At 57.4% G+C, this 15,103-nt stretch carries 16 protein-coding genes; 7 read left to right on the forward strand and 9 right to left on the reverse strand.

Going from position 1 to position 15,103, the window contains the following annotated elements; all coding sequences use genetic code 11:
* Positions 1–6: 6 nt before the first annotated feature.
* From CUU80_RS07345 to CUU80_RS07360, 4 genes are all read right to left on the reverse strand, one after another.
* A complete protein-coding gene (locus CUU80_RS07345; protein ID WP_100496666.1) occupies positions 7–333 on the reverse strand; it encodes a PTS sugar transporter subunit IIA in 327 nt (108 codons plus the stop codon).
* 46 nt (positions 334–379) lie between these two features.
* Positions 380–679 carry a PTS sugar transporter subunit IIB gene (locus CUU80_RS07350; RefSeq protein ID WP_100496667.1) on the reverse strand — a complete coding sequence of 100 codons (300 nt, stop codon included), beginning with the start codon at positions 677–679 and terminating at the stop codon, positions 380–382.
* Positions 680–842: 163 nt separating this feature from the next.
* Positions 843–2,204: a PTS sugar transporter subunit IIC gene (locus CUU80_RS07355; RefSeq protein ID WP_100496668.1), complete on the reverse strand. Its 1,362-nt coding sequence runs from the start codon at positions 2,202–2,204 to the stop codon at positions 843–845.
* A 252-nt stretch (positions 2,205–2,456) separates the two neighbouring features.
* Positions 2,457–3,155: a GntR family transcriptional regulator gene (locus tag CUU80_RS07360; RefSeq protein WP_100496669.1), complete on the reverse strand. Its 699-nt coding sequence runs from the start codon at positions 3,153–3,155 to the stop codon at positions 2,457–2,459.
* A gap of 205 nt (positions 3,156–3,360) precedes the next feature.
* On the opposite strand from CUU80_RS07360, the gene CUU80_RS07365 reads away from it, so the two are divergent.
* Complete coding sequence (locus tag CUU80_RS07365) at positions 3,361–4,176, forward strand: HAD family hydrolase (RefSeq protein WP_165775881.1); 816 nt, start codon at positions 3,361–3,363, stop codon at positions 4,174–4,176.
* 18 nt (positions 4,177–4,194) lie between these two features.
* On the opposite strand, the gene CUU80_RS07370 is transcribed toward CUU80_RS07365, so the two are convergent.
* Positions 4,195–5,097 carry a LysR family transcriptional regulator gene (locus CUU80_RS07370; protein ID WP_165775882.1) on the reverse strand — a complete coding sequence of 301 codons (903 nt, stop codon included), beginning with the start codon at positions 5,095–5,097 and terminating at the stop codon, positions 4,195–4,197.
* Positions 5,098–5,349: 252 nt separating this feature from the next.
* Here CUU80_RS07370 and CUU80_RS07375 point away from each other — a divergent pair, with 252 nt between their 5' ends.
* Both CUU80_RS07375 and CUU80_RS07380 read left to right on the forward strand, forming a co-directional pair.
* Positions 5,350–6,561, forward strand: coding sequence for an MFS transporter (locus CUU80_RS07375; RefSeq protein ID WP_165775883.1), 1,212 nt, complete (start codon positions 5,350–5,352; stop codon positions 6,559–6,561).
* Between the two features lie 502 nt (positions 6,562–7,063).
* Positions 7,064–7,720 carry a sugar O-acetyltransferase gene (locus tag CUU80_RS07380; RefSeq protein WP_100496672.1) on the forward strand — a complete coding sequence of 219 codons (657 nt, stop codon included), beginning with the start codon at positions 7,064–7,066 and terminating at the stop codon, positions 7,718–7,720.
* A gap of 144 nt (positions 7,721–7,864) precedes the next feature.
* On the opposite strand, the gene CUU80_RS07385 is transcribed toward CUU80_RS07380, so the two are convergent.
* The gene (locus CUU80_RS07385) at positions 7,865–8,422 is read right to left on the reverse strand and encodes a DUF1349 domain-containing protein (RefSeq protein WP_100496673.1); all 558 of its coding nucleotides are present in this window, start codon (positions 8,420–8,422) and stop codon (positions 7,865–7,867) included.
* A gap of 223 nt (positions 8,423–8,645) precedes the next feature.
* Here CUU80_RS07385 and CUU80_RS07390 point away from each other — a divergent pair, with 223 nt between their 5' ends.
* Positions 8,646–9,638 (forward strand): AraC family transcriptional regulator, encoded by a 993-nt coding sequence (locus CUU80_RS07390; RefSeq protein WP_165775884.1) that lies wholly within the window; start codon positions 8,646–8,648, stop codon positions 9,636–9,638.
* Between the two features lie 116 nt (positions 9,639–9,754).
* Positions 9,755–10,276, forward strand: a complete 522-nt coding sequence (locus CUU80_RS07395; RefSeq protein WP_100496675.1) for an NAD(P)H-dependent oxidoreductase — start codon at positions 9,755–9,757, stop codon at positions 10,274–10,276.
* Positions 10,277–10,392: 116 nt separating this feature from the next.
* Here CUU80_RS07395 and CUU80_RS07400 read toward each other — a convergent pair whose 3' ends face one another.
* On the reverse strand, positions 10,393–11,325 hold the full coding sequence (locus tag CUU80_RS07400) for an SDR family NAD(P)-dependent oxidoreductase (protein ID WP_100496676.1): 933 nt from the start codon (positions 11,323–11,325) through the stop codon (positions 10,393–10,395).
* A gap of 122 nt (positions 11,326–11,447) precedes the next feature.
* Between CUU80_RS07400 and CUU80_RS07405 the strand changes: the two genes are divergently transcribed.
* The gene (locus CUU80_RS07405) at positions 11,448–12,092 is read left to right on the forward strand and encodes a TetR/AcrR family transcriptional regulator (protein ID WP_100496677.1); all 645 of its coding nucleotides are present in this window, start codon (positions 11,448–11,450) and stop codon (positions 12,090–12,092) included.
* Positions 12,093–12,107: 15 nt separating this feature from the next.
* Here the strand turns inward: CUU80_RS07405 and CUU80_RS07410 are convergent, their stop codons facing one another.
* The gene (locus CUU80_RS07410) at positions 12,108–13,073 is read right to left on the reverse strand and encodes an L-lactate dehydrogenase (protein ID WP_100496678.1); all 966 of its coding nucleotides are present in this window, start codon (positions 13,071–13,073) and stop codon (positions 12,108–12,110) included.
* A 76-nt stretch (positions 13,074–13,149) separates the two neighbouring features.
* A complete protein-coding gene (locus tag CUU80_RS07415) occupies positions 13,150–13,935 on the reverse strand; it encodes a methyltransferase domain-containing protein (protein ID WP_100496679.1) in 786 nt (261 codons plus the stop codon).
* A gap of 422 nt (positions 13,936–14,357) precedes the next feature.
* Between CUU80_RS07415 and CUU80_RS07420 the strand changes: the two genes are divergently transcribed.
* A complete protein-coding gene (locus tag CUU80_RS07420; RefSeq protein ID WP_100496680.1) occupies positions 14,358–14,888 on the forward strand; it encodes an NAD(P)H-dependent oxidoreductase in 531 nt (176 codons plus the stop codon).
* Positions 14,889–15,103 lie beyond the last annotated feature (215 nt).

The raw sequence follows: 15,103 nt of genomic DNA on the forward strand, positions 1-15,103 counted from the left end.
TATGGGTCAGTTGATCTTCTTGTACAGCGCGATGAGCTCGTTGACCAGCAGTTTGACGGTCTCCGCGGCCATCATCTGGTCCTCGACGTGGGTCATCAGCAGGCTGACCTCGATCTTCTCGCCCGCGGCCTCGCGCTGCACGAGGTTGGTGTGCAGGTCGTGGCCGGTCGCGAAGCTCTGGTCACCGCTCTTGATGAGCTCGTCGGCCTTGTCGTACTTTCCTGCCTTGGCCGCCTGCAGCGCTTCGATGTAGTCGGATTTGGCGCTTCCCGCGGCCGTGATCATCTGGAAGCAAAGAGTCTCCCAGTCGAAGTCCTTGTTGTCTTCTGCCATTGTTACCACCCTTGGTTCGTTCGTTTGGTTGTCTGTTGGTGTCGGGTTACTTGGAGGCGATGGCGATGGCGTGTTCGAGCACCTTGTCGCCGCGCACCATGCCGTAGTCCTGCGGGTTGATGGCCTCGACCGGCTTGCCGGGCAGCAGCTTCTTGACGTGGTCGAGCTCGTAGCGCACCTGCGGGCCGAGCAGCACGGCGTCGGCGTTCGCGGCCTTCTCCTCGACCTCGGAGATCGGGTAGGCGTCGATTTCGGCCTCGATGCCCTTGGTCTCGGCGGCGGTACGCATCTTCTTGACCAGCATGCTGGTGGACATTCCGGCATTGCAGCACAGTACGATCTTCATGGTGTTATTCCTTTCAATGGGCCCACACCGATTGTGGGACGATTGGTTCTCTATATGCGTTGAGTTTTGATAAGGCGGGAGCCCGGCAAGGGTGGTCGCTCATACCGGTCTCCCATGATCCGATTGTCGCCAATCGGAAGAGCGGAGCCGTTCCGCCCGCAGCTCAGGCCTTGGCGGCCTCGGCGGCGGCCTGGAGATCGGCGTCGTTGGCGGCTTGCTCGGCGACCCATGCCTGATCCTGCTTCTTGACGAAAGGCAGGTAGACGACCACGGAAATCACGAGGATGATGAGCTGGATGAGCGCACCCTTCCAACCGCCCAGCAGGAAGCCGGAGATGATCACTGGGGTGGTCCACGGCACCTGGACGGCGCCGAATGGAGGCATGAAGCCGATGTACATCGCGCCGTAGGTGATGATCATGGCGATCAGCGGGACGACGATGAACGGAATCAGGAAGAACGGGTTGAATACAATCGGCAGACCGAAGATGACCGGCTCGTTGATGTTGAACAGGCCGGGCACGATGGACAGCTTCGACATTTCCTTCATCTGGCTCGACTTGGCCACGATCAGGCCGGCGATAAGCAGACCAAGGGTGATGCCGGTGCCGCCGAACTTGACGAAGCAGTCGACGATCTGCGGGGTGAGGATATGGCCGCCGTCGGCGGTGTTCACGGCCTTGCCGGCGTCCATAAGGGCCTGATTTGCCACGGAATTGGCGGTCAGCAGCGGGGCCATGATGCCCATGACAACGTTCGGGCCGTGGATGCCGCACCAGAAAAGCACCGAGATGAGCAGGGTGATGATAATCGCGCCGGCCCAATTGTCGGTGAGGTTCTGCATCGGGGTCTGCAGGATCTTGAAGATGAGTTCGGTGAAGCTCACGCCACCGAACACCTGGCATAGGTGGTAGATGACGGCGGAGCCGAGCACCACGAAGAAGCCGGGAATCATGGCGGAGAACGCATTGGACACGCCTTCGGGCACGGAGTCGGGCAGCTTAATCTTGAGGTTGTGCTTCATGCACTTGACGAACACCAGGCCGGACAGCAGGCCGACGATGATGGCGGTGATCACGCCGTTGCCGCCGGTCCACGAGGTGGAGATCGCGCCGGACACGGAGGCGGTAGTGCCTTCCTTGATCGCGTCGACGGTGCTGTGGTCAATGCTCACCGAGGACGGCGAGAGAATGAAGAAGGCGACCAGGGCCAGCAGGCCGGAGGAGATGCCGTCCTCCTTCTCGTTGCGCGCGTAGGCGTAGCCGATGCCGACGGCGATGATGATGGCCAGGATGTTGAATGTGCCGGCGGACACCTGGTTCAGGCCGATGTTCCACTTGTCGGTGAGCAGGTTGTTCATGAAGTCCGTGTAGCCCTCGAACGGCAGGTTCGCAAGCAGCAGGAACAGCGATCCCACCAGGGTGGCCGGCATCGTGAGCACGAAGCCGTCCTTGAGCGCGGTGACCGCCTTGGTCGTCGCGAATTTCATGAAGCCGTTGAGCAGTTTGTTGCCGAACTCCTTCATTCTCGTCCTCCTTTGGACTGGTTGACGTCCCCGGGCCGGCGTCCTTGTTGCCGGCCCGATTCCTCTTGTTCAGTATCAAATCATTCGAATGAATAGGCGTAATCCGAATGACTTGACTACAATATACGAATTTCATCCGTCTGTGTCAAATTCATTCGAATGATTTTTGAATACGGCGTGTCACCTCCCCGAGGGAATACCGCAAGACGACGCGCCGCCCAACCGGCGACGCCGCCTCACGCATATAAGGGACTACTTCAGGTCGGCGAAATTAAAAAACGTGGCCTTCTTGTAGTGGTAGTAGACCGTGCCGGCGTTGAACATGCGGCCGCTGGCCAGATAGGCGTCGTCCTCGACCACCAGAGCGGGATCCCCAGCCGACAGGCCGAGGAGGTCGGCCTGGCCATGGTCCAGCTCTCGCGCGTATATTAGCTTGTCCGCAAAGCCCGTGCTCAGCCCCAGGTCCTCGCGAATATACGCATAGATGGAGCCGCTGGCAATCTCCTCACTGAGATACGGCACGAACTCCTTGAGATACAGGGCGTACTCGATGGCGAACGGCTCGTCGTCCAGCAGGCGCAGACGCGAGACGCTATAGACTTTGGCGTCGGCGGCGCACTTGAGGCGCACAGAATCCGCGCCTGCCTCGCGCTGCTCCAGCTTAATCAGCTTGGATGACACGGAATGGCCGGGAAACTCCGAAGTCATGCCTCTCGTGCCGTTGATGTTGAGGCAGCCTTCGCGCCTGTTCTCCCGAACGAACATGCCGCTGCCCTGCACCGGGTACACGTCGCCGAGCTCGGCCAGCAGGGCTATGGCGTTACGCACGCAGTACCGGGTCGCGCCGAACTGCTCCATGAGCTCGGGCTCGGTGGGCAGCTTTCCTGCGTCACGGTATTTGCCCTTATCAATCTCCACCTTGAGAATCTTTGCCAGTTCACGGTACTTCATATGACATGCCCTCCGAAATCGCATCATCCAGCCGCGCTACATCGCCGCAGCACGCATAATCCATATTATCGCATGACTCATATTCATTCGAATTGCAGACACGTCTACCACCTACAATTGCATGATTCATTCGAATGAATTATTCTTAGGGGACGTCATCTACAGTTCAGACACTGATGTCGACATTCCATAGGAGAGTATGCGCATGAGAAAGCCCACGCTAGTGTTCATCGACATTGACGGAACACTGCTTGATAGCAGTCATCATATTCCTGAATCCGCGCGCAAGGAGTGCCAGCGCGCGCAGCAGGCCGGACACAAACTGTTCATCTGTTCAGGCCGTGCGGCGCTGGACATCGATCCGCCTGTGCTCGAACTCGGGTTCGACGGTATCGTATCCGACGGTGGCGCATGTGCCGAACTCAACGGTGAGACCATCATCGACGAGCGCATGCCCGCTGAATCCGTCCGCGCGGCGACCTCGTTCTTCATCGCGCACTCTATGCCGTATGCCTGGCACTGCTCCGACGGCATGCACGCCACCGAACGCTTCCTGAACCGGCTCGGTATTTGGCGCAAACTGCTGCGGCATCCGCAGATGCGCGGCTCTTGGCACACCATCACCGACCATTCTGCCCCTTTGCCTCCAGTCCGCAAAGGAACGTTCTACGTCCCCGAGAACGGCAGTCTCACCGTGGAGGACGTGCGTCGCGAGCTCGCTGGCTACGCGACCATTATCCACGGATCCATCAACGCTTCCAGCGAAGACAACGGCGAGATCCTCATCCCCGGAGTGGACAAGGGCACGGCGCTCATGAAAGTCTCTCAACGGCTTGGAGTTCCACTGTCCGACACGATCGCCATCGGCGACAGCGACAACGATCTTGAGATGATACAGACCGCCGGCATAGGCGTGGCGATGGGCAACGGCACCGAAGCCGTCAAATCAGTCGCCGATATGATTGCGCCACACGTCGATAACAACGGCTTGGCCGCAGCCCTGCATCGGCTCCTCCCCTAAAGTGCCCTGCACCCGCTGTTAGCGTACAGCGGCAATAGCTTCCACGAATCGCCGCACCGCTTCAGAAGGATTGTTCGGGTAGAACAGTCCGTAGTCGATGGTCACATTCCAGTTGACCGGCATGGTGCGAATCATCGGATGGATGCCGGTGCCGAAAGTTCGCGCGACGATGAGATCGCCATTGGCGGCACACGTATTGAACTCCTCAAACGTATATTGCGGCATGTCAATCAGCGTGACCCCGGGAATGGTCTGTAACAGACTGCGCGCCTCATCCATCGCCTCATTGTCGCCCGGTTGAGGAATATGAATCCGTTGGCCTTCCAGATCGCTCAGGCCCAATGCCGTAACAGGTTTGGCGTGCAGCAAATTCGATACTGGCACTCCCATTTGCAGCGGATACTCCCCGAGTTTCAGCACCCGGCATGGATGCTGTTGGTTCGCGGGTGAAAAACCGCTGGCCGCCACATCCACCTCCTCGCCAAGATGATTCAGTGCATCCATAAACCCCTCCGGCGAATCCGACATCGATACCAATTCCAAACGCAACTGTTGCCGTCGCTGCTGTTCCAGCCATGCCGAGGCACGCGGCCAAAGTTCCAGCACCGGCGTCGCCGGACGCAGCATCGAAACGGCAAGCCTGACGGTCGACTCATCGGACTGTTCCAGTTCACGCACGCGGCGCAAGGTTTGCTCGCTTTGCCGAATGAGATTTCTTGCGTCTTCAATCAGGACCCGACCAGAAACAGTAGGTCTTACGCCATTGCTGCCGCGTTCGAACAACGTAAGCCCATACTCATGCTCAAAGCCGGTGACCTGTTTGATCAATGCGGTTGCCGAAAGATGCAACCTATGCGCCGCTTGATTGAAACTACCGCATTCCCCTGCCGCGATGATGGCGGCCAGCCGTCGGTCATACATGCTCGGCACCTTCTTTCCTCTCCGGCCATCGTACGTCGCGTTACCACCAAAAGAGTGCACTCTCGCCAGAATAGAGGCCACAGACTCACCCCAAATCCACATGCGATTCTCTACAATGCATTGCTTGGAAGTGCTGCAATGGGTAGTTCCAATGATTGCAGCAGCATAAGGAGAACAACACACATGCCGTCATCATCAGCGAAAACCCTAGGCTTTACCCCTGCCAACGAACCTCAAGATAATGACAAATTCATGAATGGCAGCATTATTCTGATTATGGCGGCCGCGTTCTTTTACATGTCCGCTACGATGATGGGCACTACGCTCATCGTCGGCTACTCGCACACCTTGGGAGCGAGCGGAGAGTTCGCCGGCATCATCGCCGGCACCATGAACATCGTTTCCCTGTTTTGCCGGCCTTGGGCGGGCCGTCTCAGCGACCGCATACCGATGAAACGATTCTCCACCATCGCCGTCCTGTTGATGATTGCCGCCAATGCCGGTTATATGGTATCCCCTCATGCATCAACGCTGTTCGCAGCCCGAATCATCAATGGCATTGGATTTTCCGGCCTGTCCGTATGTCTCGCGGCTTGGATGTCTTCGCTTATTCCACTGGCACACATCGGTAAGGCCATGGGCTATTACGGTTTGGCCAATGCCCTGGCTATGGCGCTCGGACCAGCTGTCGGCATTCGCATATGTGCTTCCCTGGGTTATCGTGCCGCGTTCGCAGTGACCACGGCGGCGATGGCCGCGGCGCTCGTCATGGTTATGTTGGTTCGCCGGGGCGGTTCACCATCGACGCCACGAACGCCCACCAAAGAATCCACGCCCATACTTATGTCAACACAGCAATCGCAACATCCGACCTTCCGCGATCGCATAGAGCAGGTGATTTCCATACGCGTGATTCCCGTGGCGGCGGTATTCATGCTGTTCGCCATCCCCTACTGCGCCACGCAGTCCTATATCGTCACGTATACGCAAGCTCGCCATCTGCCCGTCAACGTCAGCCTGTTCTTCCCGCTCTATGCCGTGGCATTGCTGATTCTGCGCATAGCGATGCGCAACATGTTCGACCGTCGCTCATTCCGATGGTTCCTATGGTTCTGCGCCGCATGCATGATTGTTGCGCTTAGTGCGCTGGCCGTACTCAACGACAACGGCGTATTACTGATCGCCTCGATTTTCATGGCCGCATCGTACGGCATCATGAGTTCGGTCAGTCAATCCTCCGCCGTGCGCCTGGCAGGTACCGGCCATGGAGGCCGCGGCAACGCCACGTACTACATAGGTCTCGATCTGGGTATGGCGTTGGGGCCGATTATCGGCGGAGCACTCTACGCCAATGTTGATTTGGCGTGGTTCTATCCGATTTTGATGCTCACCATGCCCATCGCCATCGGTATCTATCTGATGACGGATCGCAATAGGGTAGATTCAAGCACCCGCCGTCCATAAGACCGCCTCCGATACTCCAGCACATCGCCGTCCAACAATCGAACATGTCCTGCTTGCTTTTCGACCCCTGCCACTACTATCCAGTCCCGGCTATCGGAAAAGAGAGGAAGGAAGTTCTTATGGCCGCCATTACTATCGCAACTATCACCACCCTTGCCGCAGCTGCCCTGTGCCGCCTGTGAGGTCAAGAGCAAGAGTTCTTGCATAGGTCGCTGTGTGATGTACTGAGTTTTCAGCACATCACACAGCGACCTTTTTCTATAATAAATCAGTAAAACCGTGGCATCGCATCACGCCCATTGCCGACGGATTCACGCACGATACATAATCGCAATGGAATAATCGTTATAGCAATGGGAACCATTGCACTGCAATCACCCGCCGTCCCAAGCGTTGCGCGCGCTTCAGGAAACTACGATGACAGTAGGCCGTGAACCAAGCGGGGCAAGGCAATGCCATGCCGTGCTTCAGCGGTGGACCGATTCCAAGCAAAGGAGCATTTATGACTGTGAATACGTACGATGTCACCGCCGACCTCACCCCGGAAGGACTGGCGGAATGGAAGCGCATGGTTGCCGGCGAGGTCTATGAGGACTCACATCCGGAAATCGAACGCAAGCGCGTAGAGGCCAAGAAGCTGTTCCGCGCCTACAACCAGCTTGATTACGATCAGGAGGCCGAACGCCGGGCCATCATGGAGCAGTTGTTCGCCGCGGTCGGCGAGGACGTGTTCATCGAACCGAACTTCCGCTGTGAGATGGGCCGCAACATCACCATCGGTTCGCACGCCTATATCAACTTCGACTGTGTGATGCTCGACAACGCGCCCATCACCTTGGGTGATTACGTGTGGATCGCGCCGATGGTGGGCCTGTTCGCCACCAACCATGCGCTCGATTTCGAGGAGCGAAAAAACGGTGCCTGCCAGGCCAAGCCGATCGTCATCGAGGACGGCGTGTGGCTCGGAGGCCACGTGACGGTGCTCGGCGGCGTGACCATCGGCCGAGGTTCGGTGATCGGCGCGGGTTCCGTGGTCACGCACGACATTCCGGCCGGCGTGGTCGCGGTCGGCAACCCGGCCCGTGTGCTGCGCCCGATCACCGAGGCGGACAAGACCGGTTTCTGCGAGCGCATCGCCGCCCGCAACGCCGCACGCTGAGCACTCGCGAGCACCCCTCCCTCGTCCGTGCCCCATACTCCGTCTCCCGAATCTGAGACGGGTTGGCTCGATTATGTCACCACGATCTAGCCAACCCGTCTCAGGTTTACTGACGCATACCCAGATCAGCGCTTCCCACAGGCTTCACCGTCCAGCACGCGGATCCTTCAGCCCCTCACGCACGATGGTGAAATCGGTGAAGTATCGCTTGCCGCCTTCACCGGTAGGCGACTGCGCCTCGAACCCCACTTGGAGCATCTTGGCGAATGGCATGCGCGCCAGACGAGACATGTAGTAGAAGTCGCCGTCATACGAGTAGTGAATGGAGAATACGTCGCCGGTACGGGCCAGCTGGAGCCAGATGGAGTCGCCCGGGATGGTCACGCCATACCCGTCATCGGAATGATCGTTGGTCATCACCGTGACCACCGACTTGAATCCGTAGTCGCCTTGTTCGAAGCAGGCCTTCACCCAATGGGTATCATCCTGGAAGGCGAACAGGCCGGCACCGTCGAACTGACTTTTGTGTTCCAACCGCACTTTGGCGCGACAGGTGAAATCACCCTCGATCGTCGTATACGCAAACGCGGCGTCCGCCTTGACCTCCCCGCTGACCGGATTGGCGAAGTAGTCCTTGCCCGGCTCCGCTTCCATGATCAGCACGTTGTCTTTGATTTCGAAGGCGCAGTTTCCTTGCAGCATGATTATCTCCTTTGGTTGTCTCGCCCGCAGCCCTCTGTCGGGATGCAGGCGCTATATAAGTACGGGGATATGTTTACGGACATGGCATTTCTGAACCATGTGCACTATGAGATTAATTCCAGATTTAATATGCCATCACCAAAATAACGGCCAGTTTTCGCTATTATTGAATCAGAAGATGCAACTATATTTCCATCACTGTTGCAAAGGCAAGGAGTCAACCATGCCAGCCGAACCCGCCCCATCACGCCCTCCACATGTCCTGTCGCTCGCCGCGAAAGATGCTGCCAATACCCTGAACAAGGCCGTCCCCGTCAACGACGATTATTTGGAGGACATCCGTTATGACGACCCGTCCATACCGATTCATTTCTGTGTGGATTACTTCGATACACTCATCGGCCATGAGATCAACATCCACTGGCACACGGATTTCGAATTCGCCTTCATGCTGAAAGGCGCATGCGATTATCACCTGCATGGCACCTCGAATACAATTCGACTGCAACAGGGCGATGGCATCTTCGTGAATTCGAAAATGCTGCATTCGGCGGATCATCCCACACCGGGTGCCGTGATGAGCTGCTTGACCGTCTCCCCGCTGTTCTTCTCGGGACAACCGGCCGGCACCATCTATCTCGACCATGTGCTGCCAGTGTCCAGCAAGCCGTTCGCGGGGCTGAGACTCACCACCGAACGGGATGCCGTCATGCTGAGGGAGATTCGAGCGCTCACTGCGGTCGGCCGGCATGATCCCATGCGAGCATTGGACTACATGACGCACATGGCCACGTTGTGGAAGGAATTGCTCTGGACACTGTCCACAAGGGACATCCCGGAAGCGCCGAGTGTCGAGCAGCGCCGCGAACAGCGTATGCGAGTCATGCTCGTGTTCATCCAGCAGCATTATGGCGAGCCGATCGATTTGAACGATATCGCGGCGAGCGCTTCGGTCAGCAGGACGGAATGCTACCGTCTCTTCAAAACCCATACCGGCAGCAGCCCCGTGGACTATCTGCTGTCGTACCGGCTGAGGCAGGCGACCGCAAAGCTTGTCTCCGACGACGACAGCATCACCCATGTCGCCCGCATCTGCGGCTTCGCCAACGCCAGCTATTTCGGCAAACGATTCCGCGAGCACTTCGCGCTCTCTCCCGGTATATACCGCAAGCAATACGGCGACCGTGATTCGTCAGATTCGTCAGCTGTGAGATGAATCCGACACACCATGCGCCGGTTGCTCCACCGTTACGCATATAGTTCATTTTGAGATATATCGGCTTGCGATATTACTGAGCGAGCCATAGGAATGTCATATCAAGGAGAAACAACATGAAGACTCTGGTGCTCGTATTCCACCCGTCCCTGAAGGGCCAGTCCCACGTCAACGCCGCTCTGGCCGAAGCCGCCGAGGGCATGGAGAACGTAACCGTGCGCGACGAGTACGCGCTCTACCCGGACGGCAAGATCGACGTCAAGGCCGAGCAGGCCGCCGTCGAGGCCGCCGACCGTGTGGTGTTCCAGTTCCCGCTGTACTGGTTCTCCTCCCCGGCTCTGCTGAAGACCTGGGAAGATGACGTACTGGAGCATGGCTGGGCGTACGGCTCCGAAGGCCACGCCTTCGAGGGCAAGGAGTTCGGCGTTGCCGTTTCCACCGGCTCCCCGGAGTCCAAGTACCAGCCGGAAGGCGACAACAAGTTCAAGATCGAGCAGGTGCTCGTGCCGTTCCAGGGCACTGCCAACCACATCAACGCCACCTGGATCAAGCCGTTCGTGACCTTCGGCTCCTTCGGCATCTCCGATGAGGCTCTGGCCGAATCCGTCAAGAATTACAAGGATTACCTGACCAAGTAACCCGAGGGTTCCTTAATCGCCCACGGCTCCTTCCACCATGAAGGAGCCGTTTTTCATATCCGGTTCAGGTTCACCCCACATGAACCAATTCACACACAGCGTTTATTCCATCGAAATCAGCACATCGGCAGTACCAGATCGACGCCTTCAAGATACGGGCGGCACATTTCGGCGCAATACTGCCAAATGCGATGCTCACCTTCTTTAGATATCCATTTCGGATGGATGCGCTTGCGCCGCATATTGCCCCAGAATTCACCGCTCACTCCTTCGACGTCCGGGGAAGAGGCCAACACCACACTGGTTCGCGCGCCATGCCGTGCGGTGCGGACGAACGGGAGCCAGAGCACAATCAGCGGCAGCATCCAAGGCGTTTTGCGCAACGATTCGCGCTGCAACGAGGTCGCAGCCGATCCGGGTTCCACGGTATTCACCGTGACGTTGCGCACACCAGCCGCCTTGAGCCGCGCATCGAATTGTCGCATAAGCCACCAGACATACAGCTTCGAAAGACCATAGGCGCGCATCATTGAGTAATGGCGTTCCAATTCGACGTCGTCAAGTATCGGCTGGCCGCCCTGACGATAGGATTCACTGGCCACGGTGACGATGCGAGCGGATTCACTGCGTTCCAGCATCGGCAGCAACAGGTTGGTCAGCAGGAACGGCGCAAGCGTATTGATGGCGAACGTTTTCTCATGACCTTCTGCCGTGACTTCTCGCTCGGAGCCGAATTGACCGCCGGCATTATTGACGAGCACGTCGAGTCGCTCATAGGTGGCAGTGATTTCCTTTGCGAATCGTACGACTTCGCTCATCAGCGACAGGTCGGCCACATGGGCGTACACGTTGCGGTTTCCGGTGCGCTGTTCGACCCAGTCTCGCGACTCCTGCGTCTTCTTTGGATTACGACCGTGCATGATGACCGTATGCCCTTGAGCTGCGAGCGCCAACGCCGTCTGTTTGCCGATGCCGCTGGATGCGCCGGTCACCAGAATGACCTTGCCCGCAGATGGCGATGATGCATTGATGGATTGCCTCGTGTTCATGGCCTTTGACTACACCTTCCGATTATGATGTAACAAGTGTGACATCATTGACGATAACCACCGAGCCTTTGCGTCCGCAAGGCATTTCGGCACGGCGATGACAGAACGAAAGGAACTGTGACATGGCGGATGTGCCTCAGACCGAGACATCAGACCAGCAGCCCACGGACGGCGACGACACCAAAGCCCGCAGACTTGCCACCTTGCATCGCAATAATGAGGAATCGAACGCCTTCGTGCGCGCATGCATCGAAGGCGCGCTTATCCAACTGATGGAAACAAAGCCATTCGAATCGATCACCGTCACCGACATCGCCAAACGAGCCGGCGTCTCCCGCAATGCCTACTACCGCAATTACGCTTCAAAAGAGGCGATTTTAGATGGGTTCCTCGCCGCGATCTTTGAGCGAATCAATCACAGTCTGATGCAATATGATCCCATGATGCAGACCCGCGAGGCCTGCCTGGCTATGCTTGCCGACGTACACAGCATCGCACCACAGTATCGGCTTATTCTTGAGGCCGGCCAAGGGAACCGTATTCGCGAGCGGATGCGCGCGAGCATGAATCGCAGCGCCGCCCGCCGCCAGATCGGCCCACGCTATGCCGCCTGTTATTGGGCGGGCGCACTGTGCGAAGTCATCGACCAGTGGGTGCTCAACGACATGGATGCGCCCGACGAGGTACTGGCCGATATCATGACCGATCTCATGCTGCATGGCGTTGCCACCGCCGAACGCTACCATACCGGATGCCAAGCGGCCTGACTGGCGAGTCTTACCTCACAGTCGGTCGGTAATCAAAGCGCAATGCTCCCGCACTACAGCTGCGGAAGCATGGAATTTCGCCAATTCCTCACTGTTGAGATGAAGGTCGACGAAGTCTCCGACGCCACTGCCATCGAGCGCAACCGGGAGCGACAGGAATACATCCTGTTCCCCATACTCGTATTCGCCGCTGATCAATGTGGATACGGATACGACGCTGCGTTCATTCCATAAGATCGTTCGAATCAGCCCGGCAACGGTGGCGGCGATACCGTAGCTGGTTCCGCCACGCAATCCTTTGATGTCAAGGCCTCGTCTGCGGGTCTGCTCTTCAATGCCGGCAAGCGTGACACCCGGATATCGGTCGCGATTGTCCTCCAAATACTGCGCAAACGATTTGCCGATGAACGAAACCGTGGACCATGGCACGAACTGTGAGTCACCGTGCTCGCCGATTACATACCCCGATACCAATCGCGGATCAAGATGTGTGGTTGTGCCGATAATCGCTTTCATACGCGAGGTATCGAGGGCAGCACCTGAACCGAACACCTGCGCACGCGGCAGACCGGTACGTCGCCACGCGAACCAGCTCAGCACATCGACCGGATTCGACACCATGATCAAAATGCCGTCAAAACCCGAATCCGTGATGTGCTTCAGTATAGGGTCCACAATGTCGATGGCCGCATCGAGCTCCTGCATACGGGTCTCGCCCGGCTTCGGTTTCGGCCCGGCCGTGATGACCACCACATCAGCGCTGGCGCAATCATCCCAGTCACCCGGCCGAATAGTGATGAATCGGCCGAGGAATTCGGAGCCGTCGGCCAAATCCATAGCCAAGCCTTTTGCTTTATTCGGGTTATGGTTAATCAGCACCAGCTCATTGCATAGCCCCTGTTCCACAATGGCGCTGGCCACTGCCGACCCCACGCTGCCGGTGCCCACAATCACCACCCGATTGTGATGCGAAGCAATCACAAGCTTTCCTTTCTTTGTGCGGGTCTTCGTGCGGTCTTTTCCACAACCCGCGCCTTCTGCCGAGACCTGCCTCGTATCACCTCACCGCAGTGAAGAAAAATCGCGGGAACGGGAAGATGACGCTGCCGTCCGACTGGGTTGGGTAGGCCTCACAGACCTGCGCGAATATCTTGGCTTCGAAAATCGCGCGCGACTCATCATCCGGCAACGCTTGCAGATATGGGCGCAATCCCGTACCGCGATACCAATCCATAATCGCCTCATGCGAAGGCAGCGTATGCATATACGAGGTCTTCCACATGCGGAAATGCGCCGCATGTTTGCGCAACAGTTCCCAATAATCAGGCGGTGTCAGATTATAGAACTCCCGCTGCTGCGGCAGTCGATCCACATATTCCGGCGAGTGCACGACCTCAGCGATAATGCGATGGATCGGTTCCTCGTAGTTCATCGGCGTCTGCACGGCGAGCATGCCGCCCTGTTTGAGTCTTGCCAACAGTTCCGGAATCAGCTGCACATGATTCGGCACCCATTGGATGCAGGCGTTGGAGAACACCACGTCAAAATCGCCGGGCAGTGAGCCCAGCTCTTCCGGATTCGACACATCGCACAGCGCAAAGTCGATATCAGGGTGTGCTTTGCGCGCGGCTTCAATCATTTCCGGCGAATTATCGACACCAAGGATTTCCGCCTGCGGATACCGTTCGCGCAGCACGGCCGTGCTGTTGCCCGGACCACAGCCGATGTCAAGCACACGCGTAACCGTACCGTCATCAGGCGGCAGCTGCATTGCCAAGTCACGCGAGGGCTGTGTGCGCTCGTCCTTGAAGCGAAGGTACTGTTCGGAATCCCATACAACCATGCGGCTCACGCTAGCCCGGAAGCCCTGCGGCGTCCATATTATTGATCACATACCGAACAATTCTTATTGTGTTCACATCGGAATCAATCAGCATCTCCGCGATCCATAAATGACCGTTTTCATCACAGTCATCAGGCCATGAGCTGCGCACTATTGACATATTTCTCTTCTTTTGCCCCATTGTGTTTACACAATTCAAGAAAAACACCTGACCGCCTTGTAGTGCGCAACCCACTAAGCCAAGAATCGTTGCAATTCCGCCATCGTCTTTATCTACGCCTTTTTACACCCTCCGCACAATTTGCGGTTTCTACTTGATTCGCCACGTTGTGCGCAACATTTACTCTTCATTCGCCTTGTTCGCATCCACAAGCCGACGAAAGTACCATAGATACCAAGTCAATCCACAAGGAGCAGTCACCATGAAGACCTTGGTATTAATATTTCACCCGAATATGTCGAAGTCTCGCACCAATGCGGCGTTGATGGCGGCAGCGCAAACTCTGCCCGTTGACAACGGCAACGAAGTCACCGTGCACGACGAATATGCGCAGTACCCGGACGGCCGTATCGACGTCGCAGCCGAGCAGCAGCTCATCGAGCAACATGATCGAATTGTGCTGCAGTTCCCGCTCTACTGGTACTCCTCCCCTGCGCTGCTCAAGGAATGGGAGGATCAGGTGCTGGCGTTCGGCTGGGCATATGGGCCCGGCGGCAAGGCGCTTGAAGGCAAGAACATCACGGTGGCCACCACAGCCGGCGGCCCGGAAAGTGAATATCAGCAGGAAGACAACGGTGCCACCATGCGCGAAGTACTATCGCCATATCGTATGATGGCCCGTTACGTGCATGCTTCCTGGCGCGAACCGTTCGTGGTGTTTGGCGCGATGGAGCTCTCCGACGAGGCACTGGCTGAAACCGCCAAGCAATATCAGGCATTCCTCACGGATTGACACATCAAAGGTGATCAGACGCCAGCATTGCGGAGGCTAACCCGCCCGCGTCTCCCGCTTCCGCTTTTGCCCCTCCCCGCACACATCTTAAATTCTCATTATGTATGCGGCCGAACTAGGCACCCGCATACATAACACCGGTTTGACGGCCTCAATCCTCACCAAGTACGCGGATAGTTCGTCGGAACGCATACATAGTGAGGACCGCGACCCCG

Source organism: Bifidobacterium scaligerum (assembly GCF_002802865.1).
Taxonomy (GTDB): domain Bacteria; phylum Actinomycetota; class Actinomycetes; order Actinomycetales; family Bifidobacteriaceae; genus Bifidobacterium; species Bifidobacterium scaligerum.

Bases quoted from the DNA above. Each gene is read 5' to 3' on its own strand.
- CUU80_RS07345 (WP_100496666.1), bottom strand. From the start codon at position 333: ATGGCAGAAGACAACAAGGACTTCGACTGGGAGACTCTTTGCTTCCAG.
- CUU80_RS07350 (WP_100496667.1), bottom strand. From the start codon at position 679: ATGAAGATCGTACTGTGCTGCAATGCCGGAATGTCCACCAGCATGCTG.
- CUU80_RS07355 (WP_100496668.1), bottom strand. From the start codon at position 2,204: ATGAAGGAGTTCGGCAACAAACTGCTCAACGGCTTCATGAAATTCGCG.
- CUU80_RS07360 (WP_100496669.1), bottom strand. From the start codon at position 3,155: ATGAAGTACCGTGAACTGGCAAAGATTCTCAAGGTGGAGATTGATAAG.
- CUU80_RS07365 (WP_165775881.1), top strand. From the start codon at position 3,361: ATGAGAAAGCCCACGCTAGTGTTCATCGACATTGACGGAACACTGCTT.
- CUU80_RS07370 (WP_165775882.1), bottom strand. From the start codon at position 5,097: ATGTATGACCGACGGCTGGCCGCCATCATCGCGGCAGGGGAATGCGGT.
- CUU80_RS07375 (WP_165775883.1), top strand. From the start codon at position 5,350: ATGAATGGCAGCATTATTCTGATTATGGCGGCCGCGTTCTTTTACATG.
- CUU80_RS07380 (WP_100496672.1), top strand. From the start codon at position 7,064: ATGACTGTGAATACGTACGATGTCACCGCCGACCTCACCCCGGAAGGA.
- CUU80_RS07385 (WP_100496673.1), bottom strand. From the start codon at position 8,422: ATGCTGCAAGGAAACTGCGCCTTCGAAATCAAAGACAACGTGCTGATC.
- CUU80_RS07390 (WP_165775884.1), top strand. From the start codon at position 8,646: ATGCCAGCCGAACCCGCCCCATCACGCCCTCCACATGTCCTGTCGCTC.
- CUU80_RS07395 (WP_100496675.1), top strand. From the start codon at position 9,755: ATGAAGACTCTGGTGCTCGTATTCCACCCGTCCCTGAAGGGCCAGTCC.
- CUU80_RS07400 (WP_100496676.1), bottom strand. From the start codon at position 11,325: ATGAACACGAGGCAATCCATCAATGCATCATCGCCATCTGCGGGCAAG.
- CUU80_RS07405 (WP_100496677.1), top strand. From the start codon at position 11,448: ATGGCGGATGTGCCTCAGACCGAGACATCAGACCAGCAGCCCACGGAC.
- CUU80_RS07415 (WP_100496679.1), bottom strand. From the start codon at position 13,935: ATGGTTGTATGGGATTCCGAACAGTACCTTCGCTTCAAGGACGAGCGC.
- CUU80_RS07420 (WP_100496680.1), top strand. From the start codon at position 14,358: ATGAAGACCTTGGTATTAATATTTCACCCGAATATGTCGAAGTCTCGC.